A 22,374-nucleotide genomic window follows, 5' to 3' on the forward strand; every position below is an offset into this window, starting at 1 on the left:
CGCAGCCGGTGTTGTTTACCGCGCGCTTGGCGGAGCTTGCCCGGGCTTTTGTCGCGCGCTGTCATACAAGCGTCATCCATTCATCACATAACTGTCACGCGACCGTCATAACCTTGGTGGAAATCCCCCCGCCAGGCTATGACACTCCATGCTCAATATCGAACAATCTGTTGTCGACAAATTCCCCGGCTTTGCCGGGCGCTCGCCCCTTGTGCGCAAATCCACCCTGTCGCTCCTGCGCAAGCTCACCCGCGAGCAGGAAATTAATGCCTTCCTGCACGAACACCAAGGCCAGCGCGGCATCGATTTTATCGATCGCATCTTCGAGTATTTCAATTTCAGCTACAGCATTTCCCAGCGCGAGCGCAACAATATTCCCGCGCAAGGCAAGGTGGTCATTATTGCCAACCATCCGATCGGCTCCCTCGATGGCCTGGCATTGCTGCGCCTGGTCAGTGAGGTGCGCAAGGATGTGAAGATTGTCGCCAACGATATGCTCATGGCATTCGAGCCCTTGCACGATTTATTTTTACCGCTCGATAACATGACGCGCGGCGCTTACAAACAAAGCTACAAAAATATTGTACAGGCCCTGGCTGACGAGCAGGCGGTGATTGTTTTCCCCGCCGGTGAGGTATCGCGCGCAAGCCCTGCCGGTATCCGCGATGGCAAATGGCAATCAGGCTTTTTGCACTTTGCGCGCAAGGCCAAAGCGCCGCTATTGCCCATTTTTGTCTCGGCCAAAAACTCACTGCTGTTTTACAGCGCCTCTATGTTGTTCAAACCCCTGGCCACCGCGCTACTCGCCCACGAAATGTTTAACAAGCGCTCGGCAGAGATTAAATTCCGCGTCGGCGAAATGATCCCGCACCAGGCACTGGACAATAACCAGCTGGTAGATAAAGCGCTGATTAAACGCCTGAAAAAACACCTGTACAAAATCGGTAAGGGTAAAAACCCGATCTTTGTTACCGAAAAAACCATTGCCCACCCGGAAGACCTCGCCGCCCTCAAAAAGGAACTGAAAACGGCACAACTGATAGGCGCTACGCGCGATAACCACAAAATCTTCCTTTGCGATTACGCTCAACACCCCAGCGTACTGCGCGAAATAGGTCGCTTGCGCGAGCAGACGTTTCGCCTGGTAGGTGAAGGGACCGGCAGCCGTCGCGACCTGGACAAATACGATCACTACTATCGCCACCTGGTACTCTGGGACGATGAAAAACTCTGTATTGCCGGCGCCTATCGCCTGGGTGATGCCGAGCGGATTTTGCACAAAAAAGGGATTAAGGGACTCTACACTGCCGACCTATTCGACTATCAACCGGCAGCACAGGAATACCTGCAGCAGGGCCTGGAACTGGGCCGCAGTTTTGTTCATCCGGATTACTGGGGTAAAGCCAGCCTGGACTACCTCTGGCAGGGACTGGGTGCCTACCTGCAACACCATCCACACATCCGCTATGTATTTGGTCCCGTCAGTATGAGTGCCCGGTACCCCGAAACACTACGCGATATGCTGGTGTTTTATTACGAGCGTTACTACCGCCAGGATGACCCCTTAGCCGATGGCAAACACCCGCACCTGATGGATGAAAACCGCCAAATCGAATTGCAACAACAATTCGCGCACCTGAATCGCGAGCAGGGTTTTGAACTATTGCAACAGCGTTTCCAGGAACAAGACTGCAAGGTGCCGGTACTCTTCAAGCAATATGCAGCACTCTATGAAGAAGGCGGTTACCAACTCCTGGCCTTTAGTGTGGATTCGGAATTTGGCAACTGTGTCGATGGTTTATTTATGGCAGACCTTACCCTGATGAAGGCCAACAAGCGCGCCCGCTATTTGGGGGAGTCATCCAACTGACACAGCCGTACACCAATCACCACGATATCAGGGAAGCCGGCGCACATTAAAATCCCCCGGCTGGTACCAATAGCGCTTGTTGCGATAATTCGTCCCCTCAGTCAAACCGGGATTAGGGATAGCAATCATGCGCTTGGTCACTGGTTTGCCCGATGCATTACGTCCAGGCTTCTTCAGGGGAAAGGCGGTGCGGGTCAGGGCTTGCGAGCGCAGGTAGTTTACAAATTCACCGTCATCAATCATGCGCTCAAGGCCGCGGGTTATCCATTGCGCCAGGGCCTCGTTATCCCGTTTTACAAAAAAATAAATCGCCAGCGGATAATGCAAGATCAACGAGTCGTATTCTTCCAGGTCCGGATACTCTTGCTGGAATTGCGCCAGCTCGGTGTGGGTCTCGAAATAGGCGCGCGGAAAATAGTCGCACTGGAGGCTCCCCAGACGCTGCAAAATCGTTTCGTAACCCGCCAGTTCGCGCACACTTAATTCTGCCGCACGCATAATCGCAGTATCAGGCCAATCCAGCCCCTGGCAGGCCTTGAAGCCGCGCAAGTCAGCAAGGCTGTTAATACCATCAAATGTCTTGCGCTGGCTGCGATGGATAATAAAACGACGATACCCCTCCAGACCTCGCACCAGGGGAATGCGGATTGCGCGCAATTGCTGCTCCCGGTCGGGACTGGTTCCCATCCAGTAGATATCCAGCAAGCGACCGCGCGTTAACTCGTGCAATGCACGCCCTTGCTCAATATGCAATTGCTCCACCAACTGCGGCACAGGCTGGCCATCAGCGCCCTTCACCAAGGCCCGACGCAACAGGCCAACAAAATAATCCTGTGCAGTATGAAATTCCGGGTGTACTGCGGGGATTCTAAGCACTTGCTCCTGCTCAGAGGCCCATGCACTACCAGTCAACCACAGCAAAACGAACGTACAGTATCTATTCACAAATCATTTCCGACGAGGTTCACGATGCAGACAGTATCCCGGGCAAACCACACAAAAAGTCCCCGGTTAAAATAATAACAAGAATCCATGTCGTCAGTTATTCCCTCGTCAGATCTACACCAGAGTTGCAATCAAGACTAAAGTATAGGTTAATCCGCCCCATTCACCGGATATCACCGGTCATAAATAGCTGAATTATTGGATCTCTATGCACGTTCATATCCTCGGTATCTGCGGCACTTTTATGGGCAGCCTGGCACAGCTGGCCAAGGCACTGGGCCACAGGGTCACCGGCAGCGATGCCAATGTCTACCCCCCCATGAGTACCCAATTGGAACAGGCCGGTATTACCCTGACCCAGGGTTTCGATCCGGCCCAGTTGGAACCCGCTCCCGACCTGGTGGTTATCGGCAATGCCATGAGCCGCGGCAACCCGGCGGTGGAATATGTTCTCAACCAGGGTATTCCCTATACCTCCGGCCCCCAATGGCTGCACGATTATGTACTGCCGGGCAAATGGGTGCTGGCCGTGGCGGGTACCCACGGTAAAACCACCACCAGTGCTATGCTCACCTGGATACTCGACTACGCCGGCATGGCGCCGGGTTTTTTAATTGGCGGGGTGACCAACAACTTCCCCACCTCTGCCCGCCTGGGCGAAACGCCTTTTTTTGTGGTGGAGGCCGACGAATACGACAGCGCCTTCTTCGACAAACGCTCCAAATTTGTCCATTACAATGCACGCACGGTCATCCTCAACAACCTCGAATTCGACCATGCCGACATCTTCCCTGACCTGGCTGCCATCCAGCGCCAGTTCCACCATCTGGTGCGCACCATTCCCAATAACGGATTGGTTATCAGCCCCGCCGCTGACAAGGCATTAGCCGACGTACTCACCATGGGCTGCTGGACGCCGCAACAACCCTTTGCCGTCATCAACAAGGATACAGATCCCGATGCCGCCACACCGGAATGGACAGCTACCTTGCTCGCCGCCGATGGCTCCGCGTTTAGCGTACAGCACAATGGCGAGGAGATCGCACAGGTACACTGGTCGCACACGGGCATCCACAACGTCAACAACGGTTTGGCCGCACTGATTGCCGCACGCCATGTAGGCGTCACACCAGAGATCGCCGCGCAGGCCCTGCAACAATTTGCCGGCGTCAAACGCCGCATGGAATGCCTGGCCGATGTGCACAGCATCAAAGTCTATGACGACTTCGCCCACCACCCCACAGCCATCAAAACTACCCTCGCCGGTTTACGCGCTAAAGTGGGCGACGAAAAAATTATCGCCATCATTGAGCCCCGCTCCAACACCATGCGCATGGGCGTCCACAAAAACGCCCTCAACCACAGCGTCACCGACGCCGACGACGTCCTCTGGTACCAACCACCCGATGTCGACTGGGCCATGGACGAGGTCATCAACAAAAGCCCCGTTCCCGCCAAGCTGGTGCACGACCTGGATGAGTTAATCCACTGCGCTATTTCACTGAGTGAACCTGATACGCATATTGTGATTATGAGTAATGGGGGATTTGGCGGAGTGCATCAGAAGTTGGTGGAGCAATTGAAAAAACATGCTCTGTAGCGCTATAGAGCCAAGCCACTAACTACAAGGTAGCTTGGCATTTTTCCGGGAAAAAACACACTTTCCTTCAATTCGCTCAACTAGCCCTATATCATTCCCACTTCTGCAAAACTCGGTCATTACCTGCAAACAGCGCCATAGAGCCTGTCACTACAAGAATCACTGTTTTTCAATCTTGTCGAAAAGAGAGCTTTATCATGAAAATTGCATTAATGAACGAATTCAGTCAGGCCGCTAAAAATGCGATCGTATTGAAACAACTGCAAGACGTAGCTGCCGAACAAGGCCATAGTATTTACAACGTAGGAATGAGTGATGATAACGATCATTACCTGACCTACATTCACCTGGGTGTTATAGCCAGCCTGCTGCTGAACTCCAAAGCCGTGGATTTTGTGGTGAGCGGTTGTGGCACTGGCCAGGGCGCCATGATGTCCCTGAATGCCCACCCAGGTGTATTTTGCGGTTATTGCATAGAACCCACCGATGCCTACCTGTTTGCCCAGGTGAATAACGGCAATGCCCTGGCACTGCCTTTTGCCAAAGGCTTTGGCTGGGGTGCGGAATTAAACATTCGTACCATTTTCGAAAAAGCCTTTACCGGTGTGCGCGGCCAGGGCTATCCCGCCGAGCGTCGCGAATCACAGGTGCGCAACGCTGGCATACTGACCCAGGTAAAACTCGCCACCGCCAAGCCTTACCTGGATGGCCTGCGTGCGATTGATCCGGAGATTGTTAAAACAGCAGTTACCGGTGAGCGTTTCCAATCCTGCTTCTTTGAAAACAGCCAGAATGATGCGATTACTGCATTTGTTAAAGATATTTTGGGCAAGTGATCTGCCAGGCTGCCGCTCGAAACGGCAGCCTTCCCTTTCCGGGGCATCCTGGGACAGCACATTCACACATCACCTGCCAAAGCATAAAAATATCGCCAACACGCCTATCTGCAGATCACCAATCCCCCCGGCAAGGCACGCTGTAGCCCAAACCATGACATCCACGCTATGATTTATCCCCCCGAATGCATTGAGTGTCCCGGAGTAATCCCTATGTCCCAACGCACTATTACCCTTGCCATTACAGGGGCTTCCGGCGCCCAATACGGCCTGCGGTTACTGCAACGCCTGTTGGCTGCTGATTGCAAAGTCTATTTACTGCTTTCCAGTGCGGCAGAAGTCGTGATTCGCACCGAGACAGACCTGGAGTTACCGGAAGATATTGCCGAGCAACAGGTGTTCCTTGAGCAGTTATACGCCGCCGATGAAGACCAACTGCAATTACTGGCCAAAGATGACTGGTTTGCACCCGTAGCATCCGGTTCCAGTTCTCCGTCATCGATGGTGATCTGTCCCGCGAGTGGCGGCACGCTTTCCGCCATTGCCCATGGTGCCAGCAACAACCTGATCGAGCGCGCGGCGGATGTCGCCCTGAAAGAGCGACGCCAACTGATTCTGGTACCCCGGGAAACCCCTTACTCACAAATCCACCTGGAAAATATGCTCAAGCTGACCCAATTGGGAGCCATTGTGCTCCCGGCCAGTCCCGGCTTTTACATGCAGCCACAAACTATTGACGAGCTGGTGGATTTTATTGTGGCGCGCATCCTTGACCAATTGGGTATTGAACAAAGCCTGATGCCGCGTTGGGGCGAAGAATAAATTACACGAGAGCGCACAATGACCTTACCAACACATGTTCGTATCATTGAGGTCGGACCACGCGATGGTTTACAAAATGAAAAACAGGCAATACCAACACAAGCCAAAATCCAACTGATTGAACAATTGGTTGACGCAGGACTGACCTACATTGAAGCCGGCAGTTTTGTGAATCCCAAATGGGTTCCGCAAATGGCAGACAGTGGCGACGTCTTTTCAGGCATTGCCCGTAAACCGGGAATCACCTATGCGGCATTAACCCCCAACCTGCAAGGTTTTGAACGGGCAATAGCAGCTGGTGCCACTGAAGTTGCCATCTTTGCCGCCGCCTCGGAAGCCTTTAGCCAGAAAAATATTAATTGCTCTATTGCCGAAAGCCTGCAACGTTTTACCGCACTTCTGGATTCCGCCCAGGCACAACAAATTCCAGTGCGCGGTTACATTTCCTGTGTAGCGGGCTGCCCCTATTCCGGTTCCGTTGATCCACAGCTGGTAAGCCATTTGGCACAGGAGTTATTTACCATGGGCTGCTACGAAATATCACTCGGCGACACCATAGGGGTAGGCACTGCCGGACAAACCAAACATGTCATTGAAGCCGTTGCCCATCATATCCCGCTGGAAAATATTGCGGTGCATATGCACGATACCTATGGCCAGGCGCTTGCCAATATTTATGCGGCGCTGGAAATGGGCATCGGTGTTGTAGACAGTTCAGTCGCGGGTCTGGGCGGCTGCCCCTACGCCGTGGGTGCAACAGGTAATGTGGCCACTGAAGACCTGGTGTATTTATTAAATGGCCTGGGTATTGAGCACGGTGTGGATCTGGAAAAGTTAATCCAGGCAGGAAACACCATCAGCGCCGTACTGAACAAGCCAACCAACTCCAGGGTTGCCAGGGCACTCAGCAGCCAGCGTGTCGCCTGATGGCGTTGTAACAAACCGTTTATTTAAAAAGGTATATCGCCATTGAGTACTCCACTCGAACAGCAAATTAATCTCGAAACGGCACAAATACGCTGGCAAGAACTACAGCGTTTTTTCGCCAGTGGCAATGCCATCGCCGTTGCCCCAGGCTTGGACCTGCCCCATGTGGCGGCACAAATAGCCTCGGATAATGCCGCACAATTAAAAACCTGGATGGATGCCGGCTTGGTCGATGTCGTCACCGATGCACAAGCCTTGCAATGGTACGAAGCAGATGCATTGGTATGGGCCGTGGTGATTAAGCCCTGGGTGTTAGTGCAGCCGATTGAGTTGGAGGTGGACTGAGTATGCGTACCATCCGCCGCGCAACTAAAGACGATAGCGAGGCAATCGCAGAACTTTACCGCGAACTCGCACCCGAGGTATCAACCACTGTCCTGCCAGAACGTGTAGCAGTAGCAGCCAACAGCGCGCACACCCATTTATTGGTTTGCGACGAAGGCGGCGAAATTATTGCCACAGCCCTCGTTTGCCTATGCCAGGATGTGATGTACGGCAATCAACCCTTTGCGATTGTGGATAATATGGTTGTCAGTGAACACTACCTGCGCGAAGGCATAGGCAAAAGCTTGGTGGACTATATTGAAGACTTTTGTGCACAGCAGGACTGCTCCAAAATCATGTTGTTAGCCAGCAGTGAAAACCGGAGCGCCCGTGATTTTTACACAGCGATGGGGTACGACCCGGACGCTAAAATCGGTTTTGTGAAATACCGTAAATACTTCGGCATTTAATTATTCAAGGAACCCTACATATGAACCTTACCGGTACCGGCATTGTCCTGCGCTTCTTATTTGCCTTGTTATTGGTACTTCTCACCTATAATCCCAGTGGTTATTCCTATGTGCACTGGCTGCTTACCCAAAGCCACATCACGCCCTATATTGTAATAGCCGGACTTCTCCTACTGATTGGCTGGGGTGTATATATCAAAGCCACACTCAACTCACTTGGGTTGGTCGGGATTATTGTTCTCGCCGCGTTGTTTGGCAGTTTGATCTGGTTATTTATCTACTGGGGCTGGCTCAGCCTGACCGATATTTCAGCCATGGCCTGGGCTGTTGAAGTCTTGCTGGCCGCCTTACTGGCCGTCGGCATGTGCTGGTCACACTTTACCCGCCGTATGAGCGGGCAAGTGGATGTGGATGAGATCGAAGAAAAATAGTGGTCCGCTCCACCCACTGACAAAAAGGCCGACAACTGCAACAGTGTCGGCCTTTTTATTTGCTGCTCTCAGCTTTTTTGCCTTTGGCAGGCAGGGGCTATCGCTTGTTATGCATTTCCCAATTTTCCAGCTTTTTCTTCTCACTCTTGCGCAGCAACACGTAGGTTGCCCCTACCCAACCATGGGGCTTTTGGGCGGAGTGAAAGGCCAGTACTTCAGGGAATTGCGGCAGCCAATGAGCTACGCAGCTTTTTAGCTGGGCAGTTTGCCCGCGCCCCTCACCCTTGCCATGGGTAATAAGCGCGCAGCGAATGTCGTGCCCCATACAGTCCCTAATAAACTGGAACACCGCATTGCGCGCCTGGTCGACCGTCATATGGTGCAAGTCCAGGCGTGCGTCAATCTGGTATTTGCCCAGGCGCAGGTTGCGATACACCCCGGTCTGTACACCGTCGCGTTTGAACTCGATCACCGCTAATGGCTCTACGGGTTCTACATATTCGCCCGAGAGAAAGTTTTTGTCTTTGGCCAGCTCTGCCGTAGCCGCCTTGCGACGGGTTTCGGCGTTGATTTTGTCCAATTGCGGTGAGGCCAGGGTGACCTTCTCTTCAACCTTGATGGGTTTGACATCCTGCATTTGCTGGAGAAAGAAATCGGAATCCGGGGTCTTGGACATGGGAAAGCGCCTTACCAAAATAAAACCAACCGCCATTTTCAGGCATAGCCGGAATTGTAAATGAAAAGGCCGCCTATGTAAGGCGGCCTTTTCACAATAGCAGGGGCAAGACCTGCTACTGGTTAGCGCGATTATCAATTAACTCATTCACCACCGCCGGGTCAGCCAGGGTGGAGGTGTCGCCCAGGCTATCCAACTCATTGGCAGCGATTTTGCGCAGTATGCGGCGCATGATCTTGCCCGAACGGGTTTTCGGCAAGCCCGGCGCCCACTGGATAATATCCGGGCGCGCAATGGCACCAATCTCTTTCACCACCAGCGCCAGCAATTCTTTTTTCAATTCATCACTGGGTTGCTCGCCGGCCATCAAGGTGACGTAAGCGTAGATGCCCTGCCCCTTGATGTCATGCGGATACCCCACTACCGCCGCTTCAGCGACCTTGTCGTGGAGCACCAGTGCGCTCTCCACTTCGGCAGTCCCCATACGGTGACCGGATACATTAAGCACATCGTCCACACGGCCGGTGATCCAGTAGTAACCATCAGCATCGCGGCGGGCGCCATCGCCGGTAAAGTAGTAGCCGGGATAGGTGCTGTAATAGGTGTCGACACAGCGTTGGTGATCGCCGAATACGGTGCGAATCTGGCCCGGCCATGCTGCCTTAATGCACAGGTTACCCTCACCGGCGCCGACAACTTCCTTACCGTCTGCATCGAGCAATACGGGTTGGACACCGAAGAAAGGCACAGTCGCCGAGCCCGGCTTGAGATCAATGGCCCCGGGCAAGGGCGTCAGCATATGGGCACCGGTTTCCGTCTGCCACCAGGTATCCATGATCGGACAGCGGCTGTCGCCAACCACGCGGTAATACCATTCCCAGGCTTCCGGGTTAATGGGTTCACCGACGCTACCCAATACCTTCAGGCTAGCGCGCGAGGTTTTGGTGACATAGTCATTGCCAGCCCCCATAAGTGCGCGGATCGCGGTAGGCGCGGTGTAGAAAATATTCACGCCATGCTTATCGATGACTTGCCAGCAGCGGGAAGCATCGGGATAGGTGGGCACACCTTCAAACATCAGTGTGGTTGCACCATTAGCCAACGGCCCATAGACGATATAGCTATGGCCGGTCACCCAGCCCACATCGGCAGTGCACCAGTAGATGTCGCCTTCCTGATAATCAAACACATACTTGTGAGTCATAGCGGCTTGCAACAAGTAACCGCCCGTTGTGTGCAATACCCCTTTGGGTTTTCCGGTAGAGCCAGAGGTATAAAGGATAAACAGCGGATCTTCGGAATCGACGATGGCGGACTCTGCCTCACTGGGCTGGTGAGCAACCAAATCCTCGTACCAGAAATCGCGCCCTTCACGCCACTGGACATCGCCGCCAGTACGCTTTACCACGATACAGGTATGTACCTTCGGGCAGTGGTTAAGTGCGATATCAGTATTCTTTTTGAGGGGAACCCGCTTGCCGCCCCGGAGGCCTTCATCAGCGGTAATGACCACCTGGCAATCGGCATCCTGGATACGATCCTTCAGCGCCTCTGGTGAAAAACCGCCAAATACGACTGAATGGATGGCACCGATCCGGGCACAGGCCAGCATTGCATAGCTGGCTTCGGGAATCATGGGCATGTAGATACAAACGCGATCGCCCTTCTTGACACCGCGTTCGCGCAGGGCATTGGTCAAGCGGCACACCTGGTCGTGCAATTCCTGATAGGTAATGAATTGATCTTCCGCCGGATCATCGCCTTCCCAAATAATAGCGGTTTGATTGGCTCGGGCTGGCAGGTGGCGATCGATACAATTAACACTGACATTCAATTTGCCGTTAATAAACCAGGCCACTTCGCCTTTACGCAGGTTGCTGTTGGTGACCTGGGTCCAAGGCTGCTGCCACGTCAGGAAGGACGTGGCTTGTTCCGCCCAAAAGGTGTCGGGTGAGTTGACCGACTGCTCATACATAGCCTTGTAACGAGCCAGATCAATAGCGGCGTTTTTCTTGAAATGTTCGGGGACCGGATACAGGTTTGCTTCTGACATGTTTATCTCTCTTTTTCCATTACCTTGTATATCGTTATGTTTTATCGCGCCTGTAATGATTGCAGACACCCAGCATGGCACATCTGTCTATACATCGAGCTGCCGCTTAGCTTAGCAGTATTCAGGTAAACGGCTCAATGACAACGTTGTCCATAGGCTTAAAAAATGTAAACCCAGGCAAAAGTCGGTTATTCCTGCGTGTTTTTTCCTTTATCGGATAAGCCAGGACCTTCCCGGTCAAGGCGTTCAAGCTCCTGTGCCCACAGGTCCATGTCCTCCCAATCGAATGCCGTGCCCGCTTGTAGGTGCAGGGGGTTTTGTGCACGATTCAGTGCATTTTCCCGAAGGCTGTGCTCCTTTTCTTGTTCGTGACTTTCCTGGGATTCATTTAATTGTTCAAAGTGCTTCAGTACGTCTTCAGGTTTGGTGGCCATTGGAATTACCTCTCAGCTACAGGTTCATACCGGGTATCACCAGCGATAAAAAAGGGCCGCTACGCGACCCTTTTTTATCGTTTACCGGCATCAGGCGACTTGCATGGGGATCGCATTAGAGGTGCGCTCTACCCCATTATTTTCATTTAAGTAAACCAGCTTCGGTTTGTGATTGAGCAACTCCGCCTCGGTGAAATGGCCATAGGTCGCAATGATCACACGGTCACCCACCGCCACTTTGCGCGCGGCGGCCCCATTCATGGAAATGGTGCCTGAACCGGGTTCAGCCAGGATGATATAAGTATGAAAGCGCTCACCGTTACTGACGTTGTAAATATCGATCTGCTCGAACTCGCGCATACCGGCCAGGGCCACCAGGTCTGCATCAATCGCACAGGAGCCGTCATACCACAGCTCCGCCTGGGTCACCTTAGCCATGTGCAGCTTGGCTTTAAGCATATGTGAAAGCATGAAATCCTCCGGGGAATCACTGATGCCGGGTGCTAGGCAAGCACCACGGACACATTGTCAATCAAACGCGCGCCGCTGGTGTACATGGCGCCAAGAATAGTGATCTCCCGATCATCGTGTGCCGCCATTTCCAGGGTGCGGCTGTTGCAAATACTGACGTAATCCACGCGAAAACCCGCTGCATCAATATGCGCACGAGCCTCCGCCGCCAGCGTGCCGAAATCGCGGCTGCCCTGCTCTATCTGCTGCTTGATTCCATTCAGGACACGGTTGAGCACCGCAACATGGGGGCGCTCGTCAGCCGTAATAAAACCATTGCGCGAACTCATCGCCAAGCCATCTGGTTCGCGCACAATATCACCGGCGACAATCTTCACCGGAATACATAAATCCTGCACCATGCGGCGGATAACAGCCAATTGCTGGAAATCTTTAACCCCAAACACCGCTTCATCCGGCTGCACAATATTAAACAGCTTGGTGACAACGGTTGTCACGCCCTCGAAATGACCGGGGCGGCTGGCGCCGCAGAGTACATCAATCATGGTGGGCACAATGACCCGGGTCTGCTCGGCCATCCCATTGGGATAGATTTCTGTCTCATCGGGGCAAAACAGATAATCGCAATGGACAGCTTCCAACTTGGCGCTATCTGCCGCCAGGGTGCGCGGGTACTTATCCCAATCTTCATTCAAGCCAAACTGCAGGGGGTTTACGAAGATACTGGTTACCACCACATCGCAATTGCGCTGGGCAATCCTGACCAACTCGATATGCGCATCATGGAGATTGCCCATAGTGGGAACAAACCCGATACGCTTGCCAGCGCGACGCTCTGCCGCCAGGGCTTCGCGCAAAGAGCGAATGTGATGGAAAACCTGCATAACTCAACCTCTGCCAAGCTCGCCGCCCGGGCAAAAACACCGTCCCGGGCTCGGGCGCGCGATAATACACGCTCAGGCGCTATAAGTACATTTTATGAACAATAAATAACCAGCACAGCCGCAGGTTTAACGATCCAACGCAGGCAGGCGCAATACTGCATTGCCAACCTGAATGATGCCGCCCTGAACCACCTTGGCACAAAGCCCGCCATACCCAAACATAGCCGCAGCACCACCGGCGCCCAAGGCCTCATCCATACGCGAGCAGGGATGGCAAAGTGCAGAGGTCTCAAGGATGGCATTGCCTATCTGCAAACGCTGGTAGCGCAACACATTCAGGTTCATACCCGATATAACGAGATTGCGACGCAATAATGCAGGATCAATCGCATTGTGACCGGTATGGCGGCAAATAGCCTCAATATATTCACGACTGATCAGGGTTACCTGGCGCGCTGACCCCGGTGTTTTCTTCATCCGGTGATCCCCCTCCAGGCCAAGGCCTTCAACAGCTTGCGTCGATGCCACCGACATCACCTCCCCGCGCCGCTCAGTGCGCACACCAATCCATTCCAGGCGACCTGGTGCAATGGCTTCACAGAGTTTGTCGAGGAGGCGGGCCTGGGAATTCATAACTTACCTTGAAAAAGCGACTGCCGACGCTATCCATCATAGCGCTTTGACTCACATTGGGCAGAAGGCAATGAGAAGCGCAATCGATAAGTACAATTTATTGTACAAGTTATCCATAAGTGAACTAACGTGTGCGAGAAACAAGACAATAGGTATTTACCATGAACGTCACCACATTCAGCGATGCGCGCAACAACTTGAAAAGCTTGCTCGATAGGGTTACCCAAGACGCCGATTGCACCATCATCACCCGCCGCGATGCCGGTGATGCTGTCGTCATGTCGCTGGACTACTACAACAGCCTGATGGAAACCGTACACCTGCTCAAATCCCCCGCCAATGCCGCCCACCTGGCAGAATCCATTGCGCAATACCGCGCCGGTAAAACCCGGGAGCAGGCATTAACGGATGACTAGGTCACTGGCATGGACTGATGCCGCCTGGAGCGACTATCTCTACTGGCAGGGGCAGGATCGAAAAACCCTCAAGCGGATCAACCAACTTATCCGCGAAACCTTGCGTGAACCCTTTCAGGGAATCGGCAAGCCGGAACCACTCAAGGAAAGCCTCGCCGGTTTCTGGTCGCGCCGGATTGATGATACCCATCGCTTGGTTTATGCCGTAGACGACAACCATTTAACTATCATCGCCTGTCGTTACCACTACGAACGCTAATACTGATCCTGCTGGAAATACTCGGGCGCAAGATTATCAAAGCGGGTGTATTTGCCGACGAAGGCGGCGCGGCAGGTGCCGATTTCGCCGTTGCGCTGTTTGCCGATAATGAGTTCGGCTATGCCCTTGTCGGGACTGTCTTCGTTGTAGTATTCGTCGCGGTAGATAAACAGGATAACGTCGGCGTCCTGTTCGATAGCGCCGGATTCGCGCAGGTCCGAGTTCATGGGGCGTTTGTTGGGACGGGATTCCACACCGCGGTTGAGCTGCGAGAGTGCAATCATCGGGCAATCAAACTCTTTGGCCATGCCTTTGAGTGAACGGGAAATTTCAGAGATTTCCTGGGTGCGGCCTTCACCGCTGCCAACTACGGTCATCAATTGCAAGTAGTCGACCATGATCATGCCAGGGTTGCCGTGCTCACGCGCGATACGGCGGACGCGGGCGCGCATCTCCTGGGGGTTCAAGCCACCGGTATCGTCGATAAACAGCAGCTTGTCTTTAAGTTTGGCTACCGCTGACGAGAGTTTGGGCCAATCTTCTTCCGTCAGCTTGCCGTTGCGCATCTTGCCCTGGTCGATACGGCCAATGGAGGAGAGCATACGCATAATCAGTGCGGAGGATGGCATTTCCATACTGAAGACAACCACCGGGCGCGACTGGTTGAACAAGGCACCTTCCACAAAGTTCAGCGCCAACGCGGTTTTACCCATGGAGGGACGTGCGGCGAGGATGACCAACTCCCCCGCCTGCCAGCCCGAGGTGCGCTGATCCAGGTCGGCAATGCCGGTGGGCACACCGGTAATATCGCTACCCGAGCGGAATAATTCATCGATCTTCTGGACGGTGACCTTGAGGAGTTCGTTGACCCCCACCAGACCGCCCTCTTTGGGGCGATCCTCGGCAATTTCGGCAACCCGCTTTTCCGCCAGCTGCAACAGGTCATCAGAATCCAGACCCGCCGGATTCATGCTCGATTTGCTGATTTCCTGGGCCGCATCGATCAACTGGCGCAGGGTGGAGCGCTCACGCACAATTTTGGCGTAGGCCACAATGTTGGCAGCGCTGGGCGTATTGTTGGCCATTTCCACCAGATACGCCAAACCGCCGACCCGCTCCAACTGGTCATGCTTGTGCAGTTCCTCGGAGAGGGTAATCACATCCAGAGGCTGCGCCGCCTCCTGAAGGCTAATCATCATACGAAAGATGATACGGTGATCCTGGCGATAGAAATCGCCCTCGGAAACCACCTCCAGCACCGCATCCAGGCGGTTATTTTCGAGCATCAACCCGCCCAGGACCGATTGTTCCGCTTCAATTGAATGGGGCAGGTGATCGTTGGCGAGCGTCTGCGCCAGGTGCTGTTCAAAGGTGGTTTCGGACATCATGCGTTATGTTCTTGGCAAACAACGAAAATGTTTTGTCTGGAAAAGAAAACGGGCACTATCGCTACCCAAGGGGTGTCGATAGTGCCCGATTTCGCACAGCTTGTCAGCCGGGGCTGGGGCCGCACTGGTACAGCCAATTACTCGGCAACAACGACCAGCTTAACCACTTGAACAACTTCAGCATGCAGTTGGATGTCGATTTCAAACTGACCGACTTCACGCAGAACGCCTTGTGGCAGGCGCACTTCGGATTTGGCAACAGCAACGCCGGCAGCTGTAATCGCTTCGGCGATATCGCGAGTACCAATAGAACCGAACAGGCGACCTTCGGTACCGGCATTGGCAGCGATAGTCACTTCCAGGGAAGCCAGCTTTTCAGCGCGGGCGGTTGCTTCGCTGATCTTGGCAGCGGCAGTCGCTTCCAGCTCAGCGCGACGCGCTTCGAAGTCAGCGATATTTTTCTCAGTCGCAGCTACCGCTTTGCCCTGTGGCAGCAGGTAGTTGCGGCCGTAGCCGGATTTAACGGTAACTTTGTCGCCGATAGCGCCCAACTTACCTACTTTATCGAGCAGAATAACTTCCATCTCGTTTCCCCTTATTACTCGTGGCTATCGGTGTACGGAATCAGAGCCAGGTAACGAGCGCGCTTGATGGCAGTAGCCAGCTGGCGTTGGTATTTGGCTTTGGTACCGGTGATGCGGCTTGGAACGATCTTGCCGGTTTCGGTGATGTAGGCTTTCAGGGTTTCGATATCTTTGTAATCGATACGCTTGGTGCCTTCAGCGGTAAAACGGCAGAATTTACGACGACGGAAAAAACGTGCCATGACTTATACCCCCTGCTCTTCTTCGAAATCTTCCGCTTCTACACCTTCTTCATCAGACAGGTCTTCAGCTTCAGTATCATCACGACGCTCAGCGCGGGCTGGACGAGCCTTGCGCTCACGGCCTTCTTTCTCGGCCTTGAGGATGAAAGATTCTTCAGTGATGGCGGCATCTTCACGGATCACGAGGCTGCGCAGAACAGCGTCGTTGTAACGGAAGTTGGTGGTCAGCTCTTCCAAAGCAGCGTCAGAGCACTCTACGTTCAGCAGAACATAGTGAGCCTTGTGTACTTTGTTGATGCTGTAGGCCAGTTGACGACGGCCCCAGTCTTCGAAACGGTGAACCTGGCCACCGTCAGCTTTCACGGTAGAGGTATAACGCTCCACCATGGCAGGTACTTGTTCGCTTTGATCGGGGTGGATCAAAACTACGACTTCGTAATGACGCATATTAGCTCCTTACGGGTTGAAGTCTCCCGCGCAGTGGCGGTGAGACAAGGAGAGACCGGTTTTCATGCCGGCGCGCAAGGCACTTGCAATACCCCCGGTCAGTTTGGGGTGCGCAATTCTACGGATTTGCCCGGTAAGACGCAAGAAAAGGTCTGCCAAGGGGCGCCTACTCCCCTTCCGAAGAGTAATCCTGGCTTATAGGGCTCAAAATGACAGCGCTGTCTTTTTGTTTTTCATTAGCAAAATATGATTTTTGCACATAATCCCGAACAGCTAATTTCGCTCTATTTCGCTTAATTTCTGTGAACTTGGAGGTGTCCAAGGAGCGGGATAGGGGGATTTTGGCATTTATCGCTTTTTATACTGACCCGGCCCTGATTTCCGGGCGATACCCGAATTGCTGAAGGATCGCAGGGCTTCGATAAACAATCCTCAAAAATTCCCTAGATGAAGAGAACAGATAATGAATAAGAGAATCTCGACACTTGTCCACCAAACCATCGGCAAAGCCATCCGCAATCGCGCTGCGATACTGCTGCTGGGCAGCTTCGGACTCCTCGGCGGTGTCAGCGCACAAGCTGATGTCGCGCCGCTGTCCGTACAAGGCAACAAAATCCTGGCCAACGGCCAGCCGGCCAGCTTCTCGGGCATGAGCCTGTTCTGGAGCAATACCGAGTGGGGCGGCGAAAAGTATTACAACGCCCAGGTGGTCAGCTGGCTTAAATCCGACTGGAACGCCAAGCTGGTGCGCGCCGCCATGGGCGTGGAAGATGAAGGCGGCTACCTGACTGATCCGGCGAATAAAGACAGGGTCACCCAGGTGGTGGATGCCGCTATCGCCAATGATATGTACGTGATTATCGACTGGCACTCGCACAACGCCCACCAATACCAGAGCCAGGCCATTGCCTTTTTCCAGGAAATGGCACGCAAGTACGGCGCCAACAACCATGTGATCTACGAGATTTACAACGAACCGCTGCAGGTTAGCTGGAGCAACACCATCAAGCCCTATGCCCAGGCGGTGATCGCGGCTATTCGCGCCATAGACCCGGACAACCTGATTATTGTCGGCACCCCCACCTGGTCGCAGGATGTGGATGTCGCCGCCAATGACCCTATCACCGGCTACCAGAATATTGCCTATACCCTGCACTTTTATGCCGGCACCCACGGCCAATACCTGCGCGACAAGGCCCAGACAGCCCTTAACCGCGGTATAGCCCTGTTTGTCACCGAGTGGGGTTCAGTCAATGCCAATGGCGATGGTGCTGTGGCTAACAGCGAGACCAACGCCTGGGTCAGCTTTATGAAAACCAACCATATCAGCAACGCCAACTGGGCGCTCAATGATAAGGTCGAGGGCGCTTCGGCGCTGGTTCCCGGCGCCAGTGCCAACGGCGGTTGGGTCAACTCACAACTCACCGCCTCCGGCGCCCTGGCCAAGAGCATTATCAGCGGCTGGCCCAGCTACAACACGAGCAGCAGCAGCTCGGCCGTGTCGAGCCAAACCCAGGTGTCCAGCTCCAGCCAGGCCCCGGTAGTCAGCTCCAGTTCCTCCACGGCCAGCTCGGTAGTGTCCTCCGCGGTATCCGGCCAGCAGTGCAACTGGTACGGCACCCTCTACCCGCTGTGCAGTACCACCACCAATGGCTGGGGCTGGGAGAACAATGCCAGTTGTATTGCCCGCGCCACCTGCAGCGGTCAGCCAGCCCCCTGGGGGATTGTCGGTGGCAGTACCAGCAGCCAGGCCAGTTCCAGCGTCCGCTCCAGCTCCTCCAGCCTGGTTTCCAGCTCGCGCTCCAGCAGCTCTTCCAGCGTTCAAAGCTCAAGTGCGCCCAGCTCCGTCGCCAGCAGCAGTGGCAGTAGTAGCGGTCAATGCAGCTATACCGTGACCAACCAGTGGAGTAACGGCTTTACCGCCAGCATCCGCATTGCCAATAACGGCACCAGTCCAATCAATGGCTGGAACCTCAGCTGGAGTTACAGCGATGGCTCCCGCGTGACCAATAGCTGGAATGCCAATGTCTCCGGCAACAATCCCTACACGGCATCCAACCTGGGCTGGAACGGCAGTATCCAGCCCGGCCAGGCGGTGGAGTTTGGCTTCCAAGGCACTAAAAACAATAGCGCCGCCGCTATCCCGACGCTAAGCGGTAATGTTTGTAACAATTAACTGATCAATCCAGAGCCGGCAGCTATAACTGCCGGCTCTGTTCCATCACACAGTATTTTCCCCGCGCCTCCCTCCTCCCGTTGCCGGCCTGCGCCGAGCACGCCTCTGTTTGTCACCCAGTCCCACTTTGCTGTCCCACTTTTTCGCCCTTCTCAGTTTTGTGGATTGGGTACAACAAGGAGGACGCCTGCATCAATACCGCAGGATAGTTGCTCCAGCGCCACTGCCAGGCGTATCCACCTAACAATAATCACCCTAACAATAATCAAGAGGCATCACACTATGAAGAAGCTGGCCACCCTCGGCCTGCTGCTTATCGGAGGAGCAGCCCACGCCCAAACCTGTAACTGGAATCCCGTCTGGAGAGATGACTTTGACGGCACTGCACTCGATCGCAGCAATTGGTCCCTGGAGGTCAATGGCGATGGCGGCGGCAACGGAGAACTCCAGTATTACGTCGATCGCCCTGAAAATATGTGGGTGAGTGGCGGGATACTCAATATCAAAGCCATTCGCGAAGCCTATAACGGCAAAACCTGGACCTCAGCCCGCCTGCGCACCAAGAACGCCCAGGACTGGACCTACGGCAAGATCGAAGCGCGCATGCGATTGCCCAAGGCATCGGGTACCTGGCCGGCGTTCTGGATGATGGCAACCGAGTCCCAGCGCGACAACCACGGCTGGCCCAATAACGGCGAGATCGACATTATGGAAGCCGCCGGCACCCACGAGGACATCAGCGGCACCCTGCACTACGGCGCTTACTGGCCCTACAACGGCAACACCGGCTGGCCCAACCCGGACAACCTGATCGCGCCCGAACCCGGTCGCACCAAGACCGACTGGCATACCTATGCGGTGGAGTGGTACGAAGACCATATGGTGTGGTCGATTGACGGGGTGCCCAAGATCACCAGCTCACGCAGCGTCCTCGATGGCCCTAATCCATTGCGCTCCAATTGGGACTCCTTCCATAACCGCCCCTTCCACATCATCCTCAACCTGGCCATCGGCGGCTGGTTCCCCGGCTTTCCCGATGGTAGCGAAGGCCCCGAGCAGTTGATGCAGGTGGACTATGTCGCTGTGTATAAAAATGACGACACCTGGTCGATCGAGGGCGATACCTATGTGTATCGCGGTGAAACCTACAAGAAATACCGTGTCGATGGCCCGGCCTCGGCCTCCTACAACTGGACATTACCCGCCGGAGTCACCCTGGTGTCCGGCCAGGGCACACGCGAAATCGTCGCCGCCATCGGCAATACCGCCCGCTCCGGCAACTTCAGTGTCAGCTTCAATAGCGGATGCAGCCTGAAAACCGTCAGCAAGCCTGTCACCATCGAGCAGGGGCATACCCAGGTACTCGCTAACTATGAGAGTGGGTTAGGGCTTACTCACCTGCAAAACGGTGTAGCCATGGGCTCAAGTGCGGTGGTAAACAACCCATTGCCACAAGGGGCAAATACGTCGGCGCGCGTGCTGCGCTATATCCGCGACGCCAGCCAACCTTGGGATAACCTGAAAATCACCGGTTTTGGCCATGTGAATGCCGGCGAGCTGCGCTCGGGTCGCGCCAAGATTTTTGTGGATGTGTTCTACCCCGCCGGCACCCCTGATCTGCTCGGCAAAGAACTGGGCGGTGGCCTGGAAAATGAAGCGGTGGTGAGTGTCACCCCCAACTGGGATGGCAATACCGGTCGCCTGGCACGCTTTTCCGGCACCCTGGGCCGCGCGGGCGAATGGCGCACCCAGGAGTTGCACTACACAGGTACCCCCGACTCCAACATTGCCGCCAGCCAGGCGGATAACCTGGTATTGATGATTGATGCCGGCCACACCAACGCCGCCGAAGTCTATCTGGATAATGTGCGTATTGTTTGGCCCGACAACGGCTATAGCCTCAAGCAGACCATCGCCGATTTTGATGGCACCAGCAATGGCGCTATCAAGCCGGCGCCCTATACCAGTGGTGCCCTGGCCGTTGTCGCCAACCCGGCGCCCGGTGCCGCTAATGCATCGCCCAACGTCCTGCGCTATGTGCGCGATACCGGCGCGACCTATGACACCCTGGCATTCAATGGCATCAGCGGTATTCCCGATGCCATGGATGCCAAGCACGGGATGGTGCGCGTTGCCGTGGATGTGTATACCACCGCGCCGGCGGGTACCATTATTTCCCTGAACCTGGAAAACGAACTGCTGGCCGCCTCTGTTCCCGCTTCGGATTGGCAAGTAGGTCGCTACAGTTTCCACCAGGCCGAAACCACCAAAACCGGCCAATGGGAAACCCTGGAGTTCAACTACAACTTTGCGGCTGCGCTGGGTGATTGGGCCAATAACCGCCGCTCCGCCAACTTTAACGAAGTAGACCAGTTGATCTTCCTGATTACCCCCGGTGTCGCCAGCAGCGGTATTTTCTATTTCGATAATTTCCGCGTTATGGAATACAACAAGGACGCCCCGGCAAGTGGCGCCAGCTCCTCATCAAGCAGTTCATCTTCCAGCAGCTCAACGTCGAGCCAGCCGGTGAGCAGTTCGTCGAGCAGTATTCCGTCGAGCAGCTCAAGCAGCTCCAGTACACCGGTCAGCAGCACCAGCAGTTCCCTCTCCAGCTCCAGCGTTTCCAGCAGCCTGCTCCTGGTATCCGGCGGCAAACCGGTAACGGCATCGACCAGTTTGCAAGCTGCCAGCGCGGCAGTTGATGGCAATGAAGGCACCCGCTGGGAGTCAGCCCACGGCATCGACCCCAGCTGGCTGATACTGGATTTGGGCAGCACCCAGAATCTCAGCCAGGTTTCCATTCACTGGGAAGCGGCCAACGCGGCCAGTTACCAAATCCAGGGCTCCAATAACGGCACCAGTTGGACCACGCTGAAAACCGTGACCGGCGGAACCTTTGGCGACCGCACCGATATCCATGCCGTCAGTGGCAGCTACCGCTTTATCCGCATCTACTGCACCGAGCGCAGCGCTGGCAACCTCTGGGGTTATTCCATCTGGGAACTCAAGGTCTATGCCCAGGCCCAGGCGCCCGCTGCACTGGCAATCGCTTCGGCCAGCGCCAGTACCTCGCTGTTACCCGCCAGCATGGCCGTGGACAACAACCCCGGTACCCGCTGGGAGTCCTACCACGCACTCGACCCCAGCTGGCTGCAACTCGACCTGGGCAGCAGCCGCAGCCTGAGCAGTATCGCCATCGATTGGGAGGCGGCGAATGCGGCCGACTACCAGGTACTGGGCTCCAACGACGGCAGCAACTGGACCTCACTGGCCAGTTACAGCGGCGGCGCCTTTGGCAATCGCACCGACACCCTGAACCTCAGCGGCAACTACCGCTACTTGCGTATCAACGGCACCAGCCGCAGCACCGGCAACCAGTGGGGGTACTCCATCTGGGAAGTGCGCGTACTCGGTTGGTAACACTCCCTCAACCGGTGTGAACTCTCCCGGCGCCCCCGCCGCCGGAGCATATCGGTCGATACCTTC

Annotated in this window: 24 protein-coding genes; 12 read left to right on the forward strand and 12 right to left on the reverse strand. The window is 54.8% G+C overall.

The annotated features are described in order from the left end of the window. Positions 1 to 148 precede the first annotated feature (148 nt). Complete coding sequence (olsF, locus tag CJA_RS14235; RefSeq protein ID WP_012488543.1) at positions 149 to 1,870, forward strand: bifunctional ornithine lipid synthase OlsF; 1,722 nt, start codon at positions 149 to 151, stop codon at positions 1,868 to 1,870. A 27-nt stretch (positions 1,871 to 1,897) separates the two neighbouring features. Here the strand turns inward: olsF and CJA_RS14240 are convergent, their stop codons facing one another. After that, on the reverse strand, positions 1,898 to 2,746 hold the full coding sequence (locus tag CJA_RS14240) for a type 2 periplasmic-binding domain-containing protein (RefSeq protein ID WP_012488544.1): 849 nt from the start codon (positions 2,744 to 2,746) through the stop codon (positions 1,898 to 1,900). A gap of 277 nt (positions 2,747 to 3,023) precedes the next feature. Here CJA_RS14240 and mpl point away from each other — a divergent pair, with 277 nt between their 5' ends. From mpl to CJA_RS14275, 7 genes are all read left to right on the forward strand, one after another. Then, entirely contained in the window at positions 3,024 to 4,415 is a 1,392-nt protein-coding gene (gene mpl, locus CJA_RS14245) for a UDP-N-acetylmuramate:L-alanyl-gamma-D-glutamyl-meso-diaminopimelate ligase (RefSeq protein ID WP_012488545.1), read from the forward strand. A gap of 197 nt (positions 4,416 to 4,612) precedes the next feature. Beyond that, entirely contained in the window at positions 4,613 to 5,251 is a 639-nt protein-coding gene (locus CJA_RS14250) for an RpiB/LacA/LacB family sugar-phosphate isomerase (RefSeq protein ID WP_012488546.1), read from the forward strand. Between the two features lie 213 nt (positions 5,252 to 5,464). Continuing rightward, a complete protein-coding gene (locus CJA_RS14255; RefSeq protein WP_012488547.1) occupies positions 5,465 to 6,073 on the forward strand; it encodes a flavin prenyltransferase UbiX in 609 nt (202 codons plus the stop codon). 18 nt (positions 6,074 to 6,091) lie between these two features. Next, complete coding sequence (locus tag CJA_RS14260) at positions 6,092 to 7,000, forward strand: hydroxymethylglutaryl-CoA lyase (protein ID WP_012488548.1); 909 nt, start codon at positions 6,092 to 6,094, stop codon at positions 6,998 to 7,000. A gap of 42 nt (positions 7,001 to 7,042) precedes the next feature. Next, a complete protein-coding gene (locus CJA_RS14265) occupies positions 7,043 to 7,345 on the forward strand; it encodes a DUF2288 domain-containing protein (RefSeq protein WP_012488549.1) in 303 nt (100 codons plus the stop codon). Between the two features lie 2 nt (positions 7,346 to 7,347). Continuing rightward, entirely contained in the window at positions 7,348 to 7,794 is a 447-nt protein-coding gene (locus CJA_RS14270) for a GNAT family N-acetyltransferase (RefSeq protein ID WP_012488550.1), read from the forward strand. Between the two features lie 20 nt (positions 7,795 to 7,814). Further along, positions 7,815 to 8,225 carry a DUF6524 family protein gene (locus CJA_RS14275; RefSeq protein WP_012488551.1) on the forward strand — a complete coding sequence of 137 codons (411 nt, stop codon included), beginning with the start codon at positions 7,815 to 7,817 and terminating at the stop codon, positions 8,223 to 8,225. Positions 8,226 to 8,322: 97 nt separating this feature from the next. Here the strand turns inward: CJA_RS14275 and smrA are convergent, their stop codons facing one another. The 6 genes from smrA to CJA_RS14305 all read right to left on the reverse strand — a co-directional run bounded on the left by smrA (position 8,323) and on the right by CJA_RS14305 (position 13,376). Then, complete coding sequence (smrA, locus tag CJA_RS14280; protein ID WP_083766917.1) at positions 8,323 to 8,901, reverse strand: DNA endonuclease SmrA; 579 nt, start codon at positions 8,899 to 8,901, stop codon at positions 8,323 to 8,325. 115 nt (positions 8,902 to 9,016) lie between these two features. After that, a complete protein-coding gene (acs, locus tag CJA_RS14285) occupies positions 9,017 to 10,954 on the reverse strand; it encodes an acetate--CoA ligase (protein WP_012488553.1) in 1,938 nt (645 codons plus the stop codon). Positions 10,955 to 11,142: 188 nt separating this feature from the next. Beyond that, positions 11,143 to 11,388 carry a hypothetical protein gene (locus CJA_RS14290; protein ID WP_012488554.1) on the reverse strand — a complete coding sequence of 82 codons (246 nt, stop codon included), beginning with the start codon at positions 11,386 to 11,388 and terminating at the stop codon, positions 11,143 to 11,145. 90 nt (positions 11,389 to 11,478) lie between these two features. Beyond that, positions 11,479 to 11,859, reverse strand: a complete 381-nt coding sequence (gene panD, locus CJA_RS14295) for an aspartate 1-decarboxylase (protein WP_012488555.1) — start codon at positions 11,857 to 11,859, stop codon at positions 11,479 to 11,481. 32 nt (positions 11,860 to 11,891) lie between these two features. Beyond that, positions 11,892 to 12,743 (reverse strand): pantoate--beta-alanine ligase, encoded by an 852-nt coding sequence (gene panC / locus CJA_RS14300; protein ID WP_012488556.1) that lies wholly within the window; start codon positions 12,741 to 12,743, stop codon positions 11,892 to 11,894. A 126-nt stretch (positions 12,744 to 12,869) separates the two neighbouring features. Beyond that, complete coding sequence (locus tag CJA_RS14305; RefSeq protein WP_012488557.1) at positions 12,870 to 13,376, reverse strand: MOSC domain-containing protein; 507 nt, start codon at positions 13,374 to 13,376, stop codon at positions 12,870 to 12,872. A gap of 161 nt (positions 13,377 to 13,537) precedes the next feature. Here CJA_RS14305 and CJA_RS14310 point away from each other — a divergent pair, with 161 nt between their 5' ends. Next, the gene (locus CJA_RS14310; RefSeq protein WP_012488558.1) at positions 13,538 to 13,792 is read left to right on the forward strand and encodes a type II toxin-antitoxin system Phd/YefM family antitoxin; all 255 of its coding nucleotides are present in this window, start codon (positions 13,538 to 13,540) and stop codon (positions 13,790 to 13,792) included. Continuing rightward, complete coding sequence (locus CJA_RS14315) at positions 13,785 to 14,051, forward strand: Txe/YoeB family addiction module toxin (RefSeq protein ID WP_012488559.1); 267 nt, start codon at positions 13,785 to 13,787, stop codon at positions 14,049 to 14,051. The genes CJA_RS14310 and CJA_RS14315 overlap by 8 nt, the downstream gene beginning before the upstream one ends. Here the strand turns inward: CJA_RS14315 and dnaB are convergent. The 5 genes from dnaB to CJA_RS19475 all read right to left on the reverse strand — a co-directional run bounded on the left by dnaB (position 14,048) and on the right by CJA_RS19475 (position 16,871). Beyond that, positions 14,048 to 15,439 (reverse strand): replicative DNA helicase, encoded by a 1,392-nt coding sequence (gene dnaB, locus CJA_RS14320; protein WP_012488560.1) that lies wholly within the window; start codon positions 15,437 to 15,439, stop codon positions 14,048 to 14,050. The two genes, CJA_RS14315 and dnaB, sit on opposite strands and share 4 nt — an antisense overlap. 137 nt (positions 15,440 to 15,576) lie before the next feature. Further along, positions 15,577 to 16,023 (reverse strand): 50S ribosomal protein L9, encoded by a 447-nt coding sequence (rplI, locus tag CJA_RS14325; RefSeq protein WP_012488561.1) that lies wholly within the window; start codon positions 16,021 to 16,023, stop codon positions 15,577 to 15,579. 14 nt (positions 16,024 to 16,037) lie between these two features. Then, a complete protein-coding gene (gene rpsR / locus CJA_RS14330; protein WP_012488562.1) occupies positions 16,038 to 16,265 on the reverse strand; it encodes a 30S ribosomal protein S18 in 228 nt (75 codons plus the stop codon). Positions 16,266 to 16,268: 3 nt separating this feature from the next. Then, complete coding sequence (gene rpsF, locus CJA_RS14335) at positions 16,269 to 16,712, reverse strand: 30S ribosomal protein S6 (RefSeq protein WP_012488563.1); 444 nt, start codon at positions 16,710 to 16,712, stop codon at positions 16,269 to 16,271. A gap of 9 nt (positions 16,713 to 16,721) precedes the next feature. Then, on the reverse strand, positions 16,722 to 16,871 hold the full coding sequence (locus CJA_RS19475; protein ID WP_158304071.1) for a hypothetical protein: 150 nt from the start codon (positions 16,869 to 16,871) through the stop codon (positions 16,722 to 16,724). Between the two features lie 304 nt (positions 16,872 to 17,175). Here CJA_RS19475 and CJA_RS19150 point away from each other — a divergent pair, with 304 nt between their 5' ends. Together CJA_RS19150 and CJA_RS18760 are read left to right on the forward strand one after the other, a co-directional pair. After that, a complete protein-coding gene (locus tag CJA_RS19150; protein ID WP_012488564.1) occupies positions 17,176 to 18,888 on the forward strand; it encodes a cellulase family glycosylhydrolase in 1,713 nt (570 codons plus the stop codon). Positions 18,889 to 19,170: 282 nt separating this feature from the next. Further along, positions 19,171 to 22,308 carry a galactose-binding domain-containing protein gene (locus CJA_RS18760; RefSeq protein WP_012488565.1) on the forward strand — a complete coding sequence of 1,046 codons (3,138 nt, stop codon included), beginning with the start codon at positions 19,171 to 19,173 and terminating at the stop codon, positions 22,306 to 22,308. Positions 22,309 to 22,374 lie beyond the last annotated feature (66 nt).

The organism is Cellvibrio japonicus Ueda107 (assembly GCF_000019225.1).
Classification (GTDB): domain Bacteria; phylum Pseudomonadota; class Gammaproteobacteria; order Pseudomonadales; family Cellvibrionaceae; genus Cellvibrio; species Cellvibrio japonicus.

What these genes read in the sequence shown, in the direction of transcription:
- CJA_RS14275 (WP_012488551.1), top strand. Translation starts at nt 7,815, where the DNA reads ATGAACCTTACCGGTACCGGCATTGTCCTGCGCTTCTTATTTGCCTTG.
- panC (WP_012488556.1), bottom strand. Translation starts at nt 12,743, where the DNA reads ATGCAGGTTTTCCATCACATTCGCTCTTTGCGCGAAGCCCTGGCGGCA.
- CJA_RS18760 (WP_012488565.1), top strand. Translation starts at nt 19,171, where the DNA reads ATGAAGAAGCTGGCCACCCTCGGCCTGCTGCTTATCGGAGGAGCAGCC.
- CJA_RS14260 (WP_012488548.1), top strand. Translation starts at nt 6,092, where the DNA reads ATGACCTTACCAACACATGTTCGTATCATTGAGGTCGGACCACGCGAT.
- CJA_RS14290 (WP_012488554.1), bottom strand. Translation starts at nt 11,388, where the DNA reads ATGGCCACCAAACCTGAAGACGTACTGAAGCACTTTGAACAATTAAAT.
- CJA_RS14315 (WP_012488559.1), top strand. Translation starts at nt 13,785, where the DNA reads ATGACTAGGTCACTGGCATGGACTGATGCCGCCTGGAGCGACTATCTC.
- CJA_RS14310 (WP_012488558.1), top strand. Translation starts at nt 13,538, where the DNA reads ATGAACGTCACCACATTCAGCGATGCGCGCAACAACTTGAAAAGCTTG.
- CJA_RS19150 (WP_012488564.1), top strand. Translation starts at nt 17,176, where the DNA reads ATGAATAAGAGAATCTCGACACTTGTCCACCAAACCATCGGCAAAGCC.
- CJA_RS14305 (WP_012488557.1), bottom strand. Translation starts at nt 13,376, where the DNA reads ATGAATTCCCAGGCCCGCCTCCTCGACAAACTCTGTGAAGCCATTGCA.
- rpsR (WP_012488562.1), bottom strand. Translation starts at nt 16,265, where the DNA reads ATGGCACGTTTTTTCCGTCGTCGTAAATTCTGCCGTTTTACCGCTGAA.
- rplI (WP_012488561.1), bottom strand. Translation starts at nt 16,023, where the DNA reads ATGGAAGTTATTCTGCTCGATAAAGTAGGTAAGTTGGGCGCTATCGGC.
- CJA_RS14250 (WP_012488546.1), top strand. Translation starts at nt 4,613, where the DNA reads ATGAAAATTGCATTAATGAACGAATTCAGTCAGGCCGCTAAAAATGCG.
- acs (WP_012488553.1), bottom strand. Translation starts at nt 10,954, where the DNA reads ATGTCAGAAGCAAACCTGTATCCGGTCCCCGAACATTTCAAGAAAAAC.
- olsF (WP_012488543.1), top strand. Translation starts at nt 149, where the DNA reads ATGCTCAATATCGAACAATCTGTTGTCGACAAATTCCCCGGCTTTGCC.
- dnaB (WP_012488560.1), bottom strand. Translation starts at nt 15,439, where the DNA reads ATGATGTCCGAAACCACCTTTGAACAGCACCTGGCGCAGACGCTCGCC.
- CJA_RS14255 (WP_012488547.1), top strand. Translation starts at nt 5,465, where the DNA reads ATGTCCCAACGCACTATTACCCTTGCCATTACAGGGGCTTCCGGCGCC.
- rpsF (WP_012488563.1), bottom strand. Translation starts at nt 16,712, where the DNA reads ATGCGTCATTACGAAGTCGTAGTTTTGATCCACCCCGATCAAAGCGAA.
- mpl (WP_012488545.1), top strand. Translation starts at nt 3,024, where the DNA reads ATGCACGTTCATATCCTCGGTATCTGCGGCACTTTTATGGGCAGCCTG.
- smrA (WP_083766917.1), bottom strand. Translation starts at nt 8,901, where the DNA reads ATGTCCAAGACCCCGGATTCCGATTTCTTTCTCCAGCAAATGCAGGAT.
- CJA_RS14270 (WP_012488550.1), top strand. Translation starts at nt 7,348, where the DNA reads ATGCGTACCATCCGCCGCGCAACTAAAGACGATAGCGAGGCAATCGCA.
- panD (WP_012488555.1), bottom strand. Translation starts at nt 11,859, where the DNA reads ATGCTTTCACATATGCTTAAAGCCAAGCTGCACATGGCTAAGGTGACC.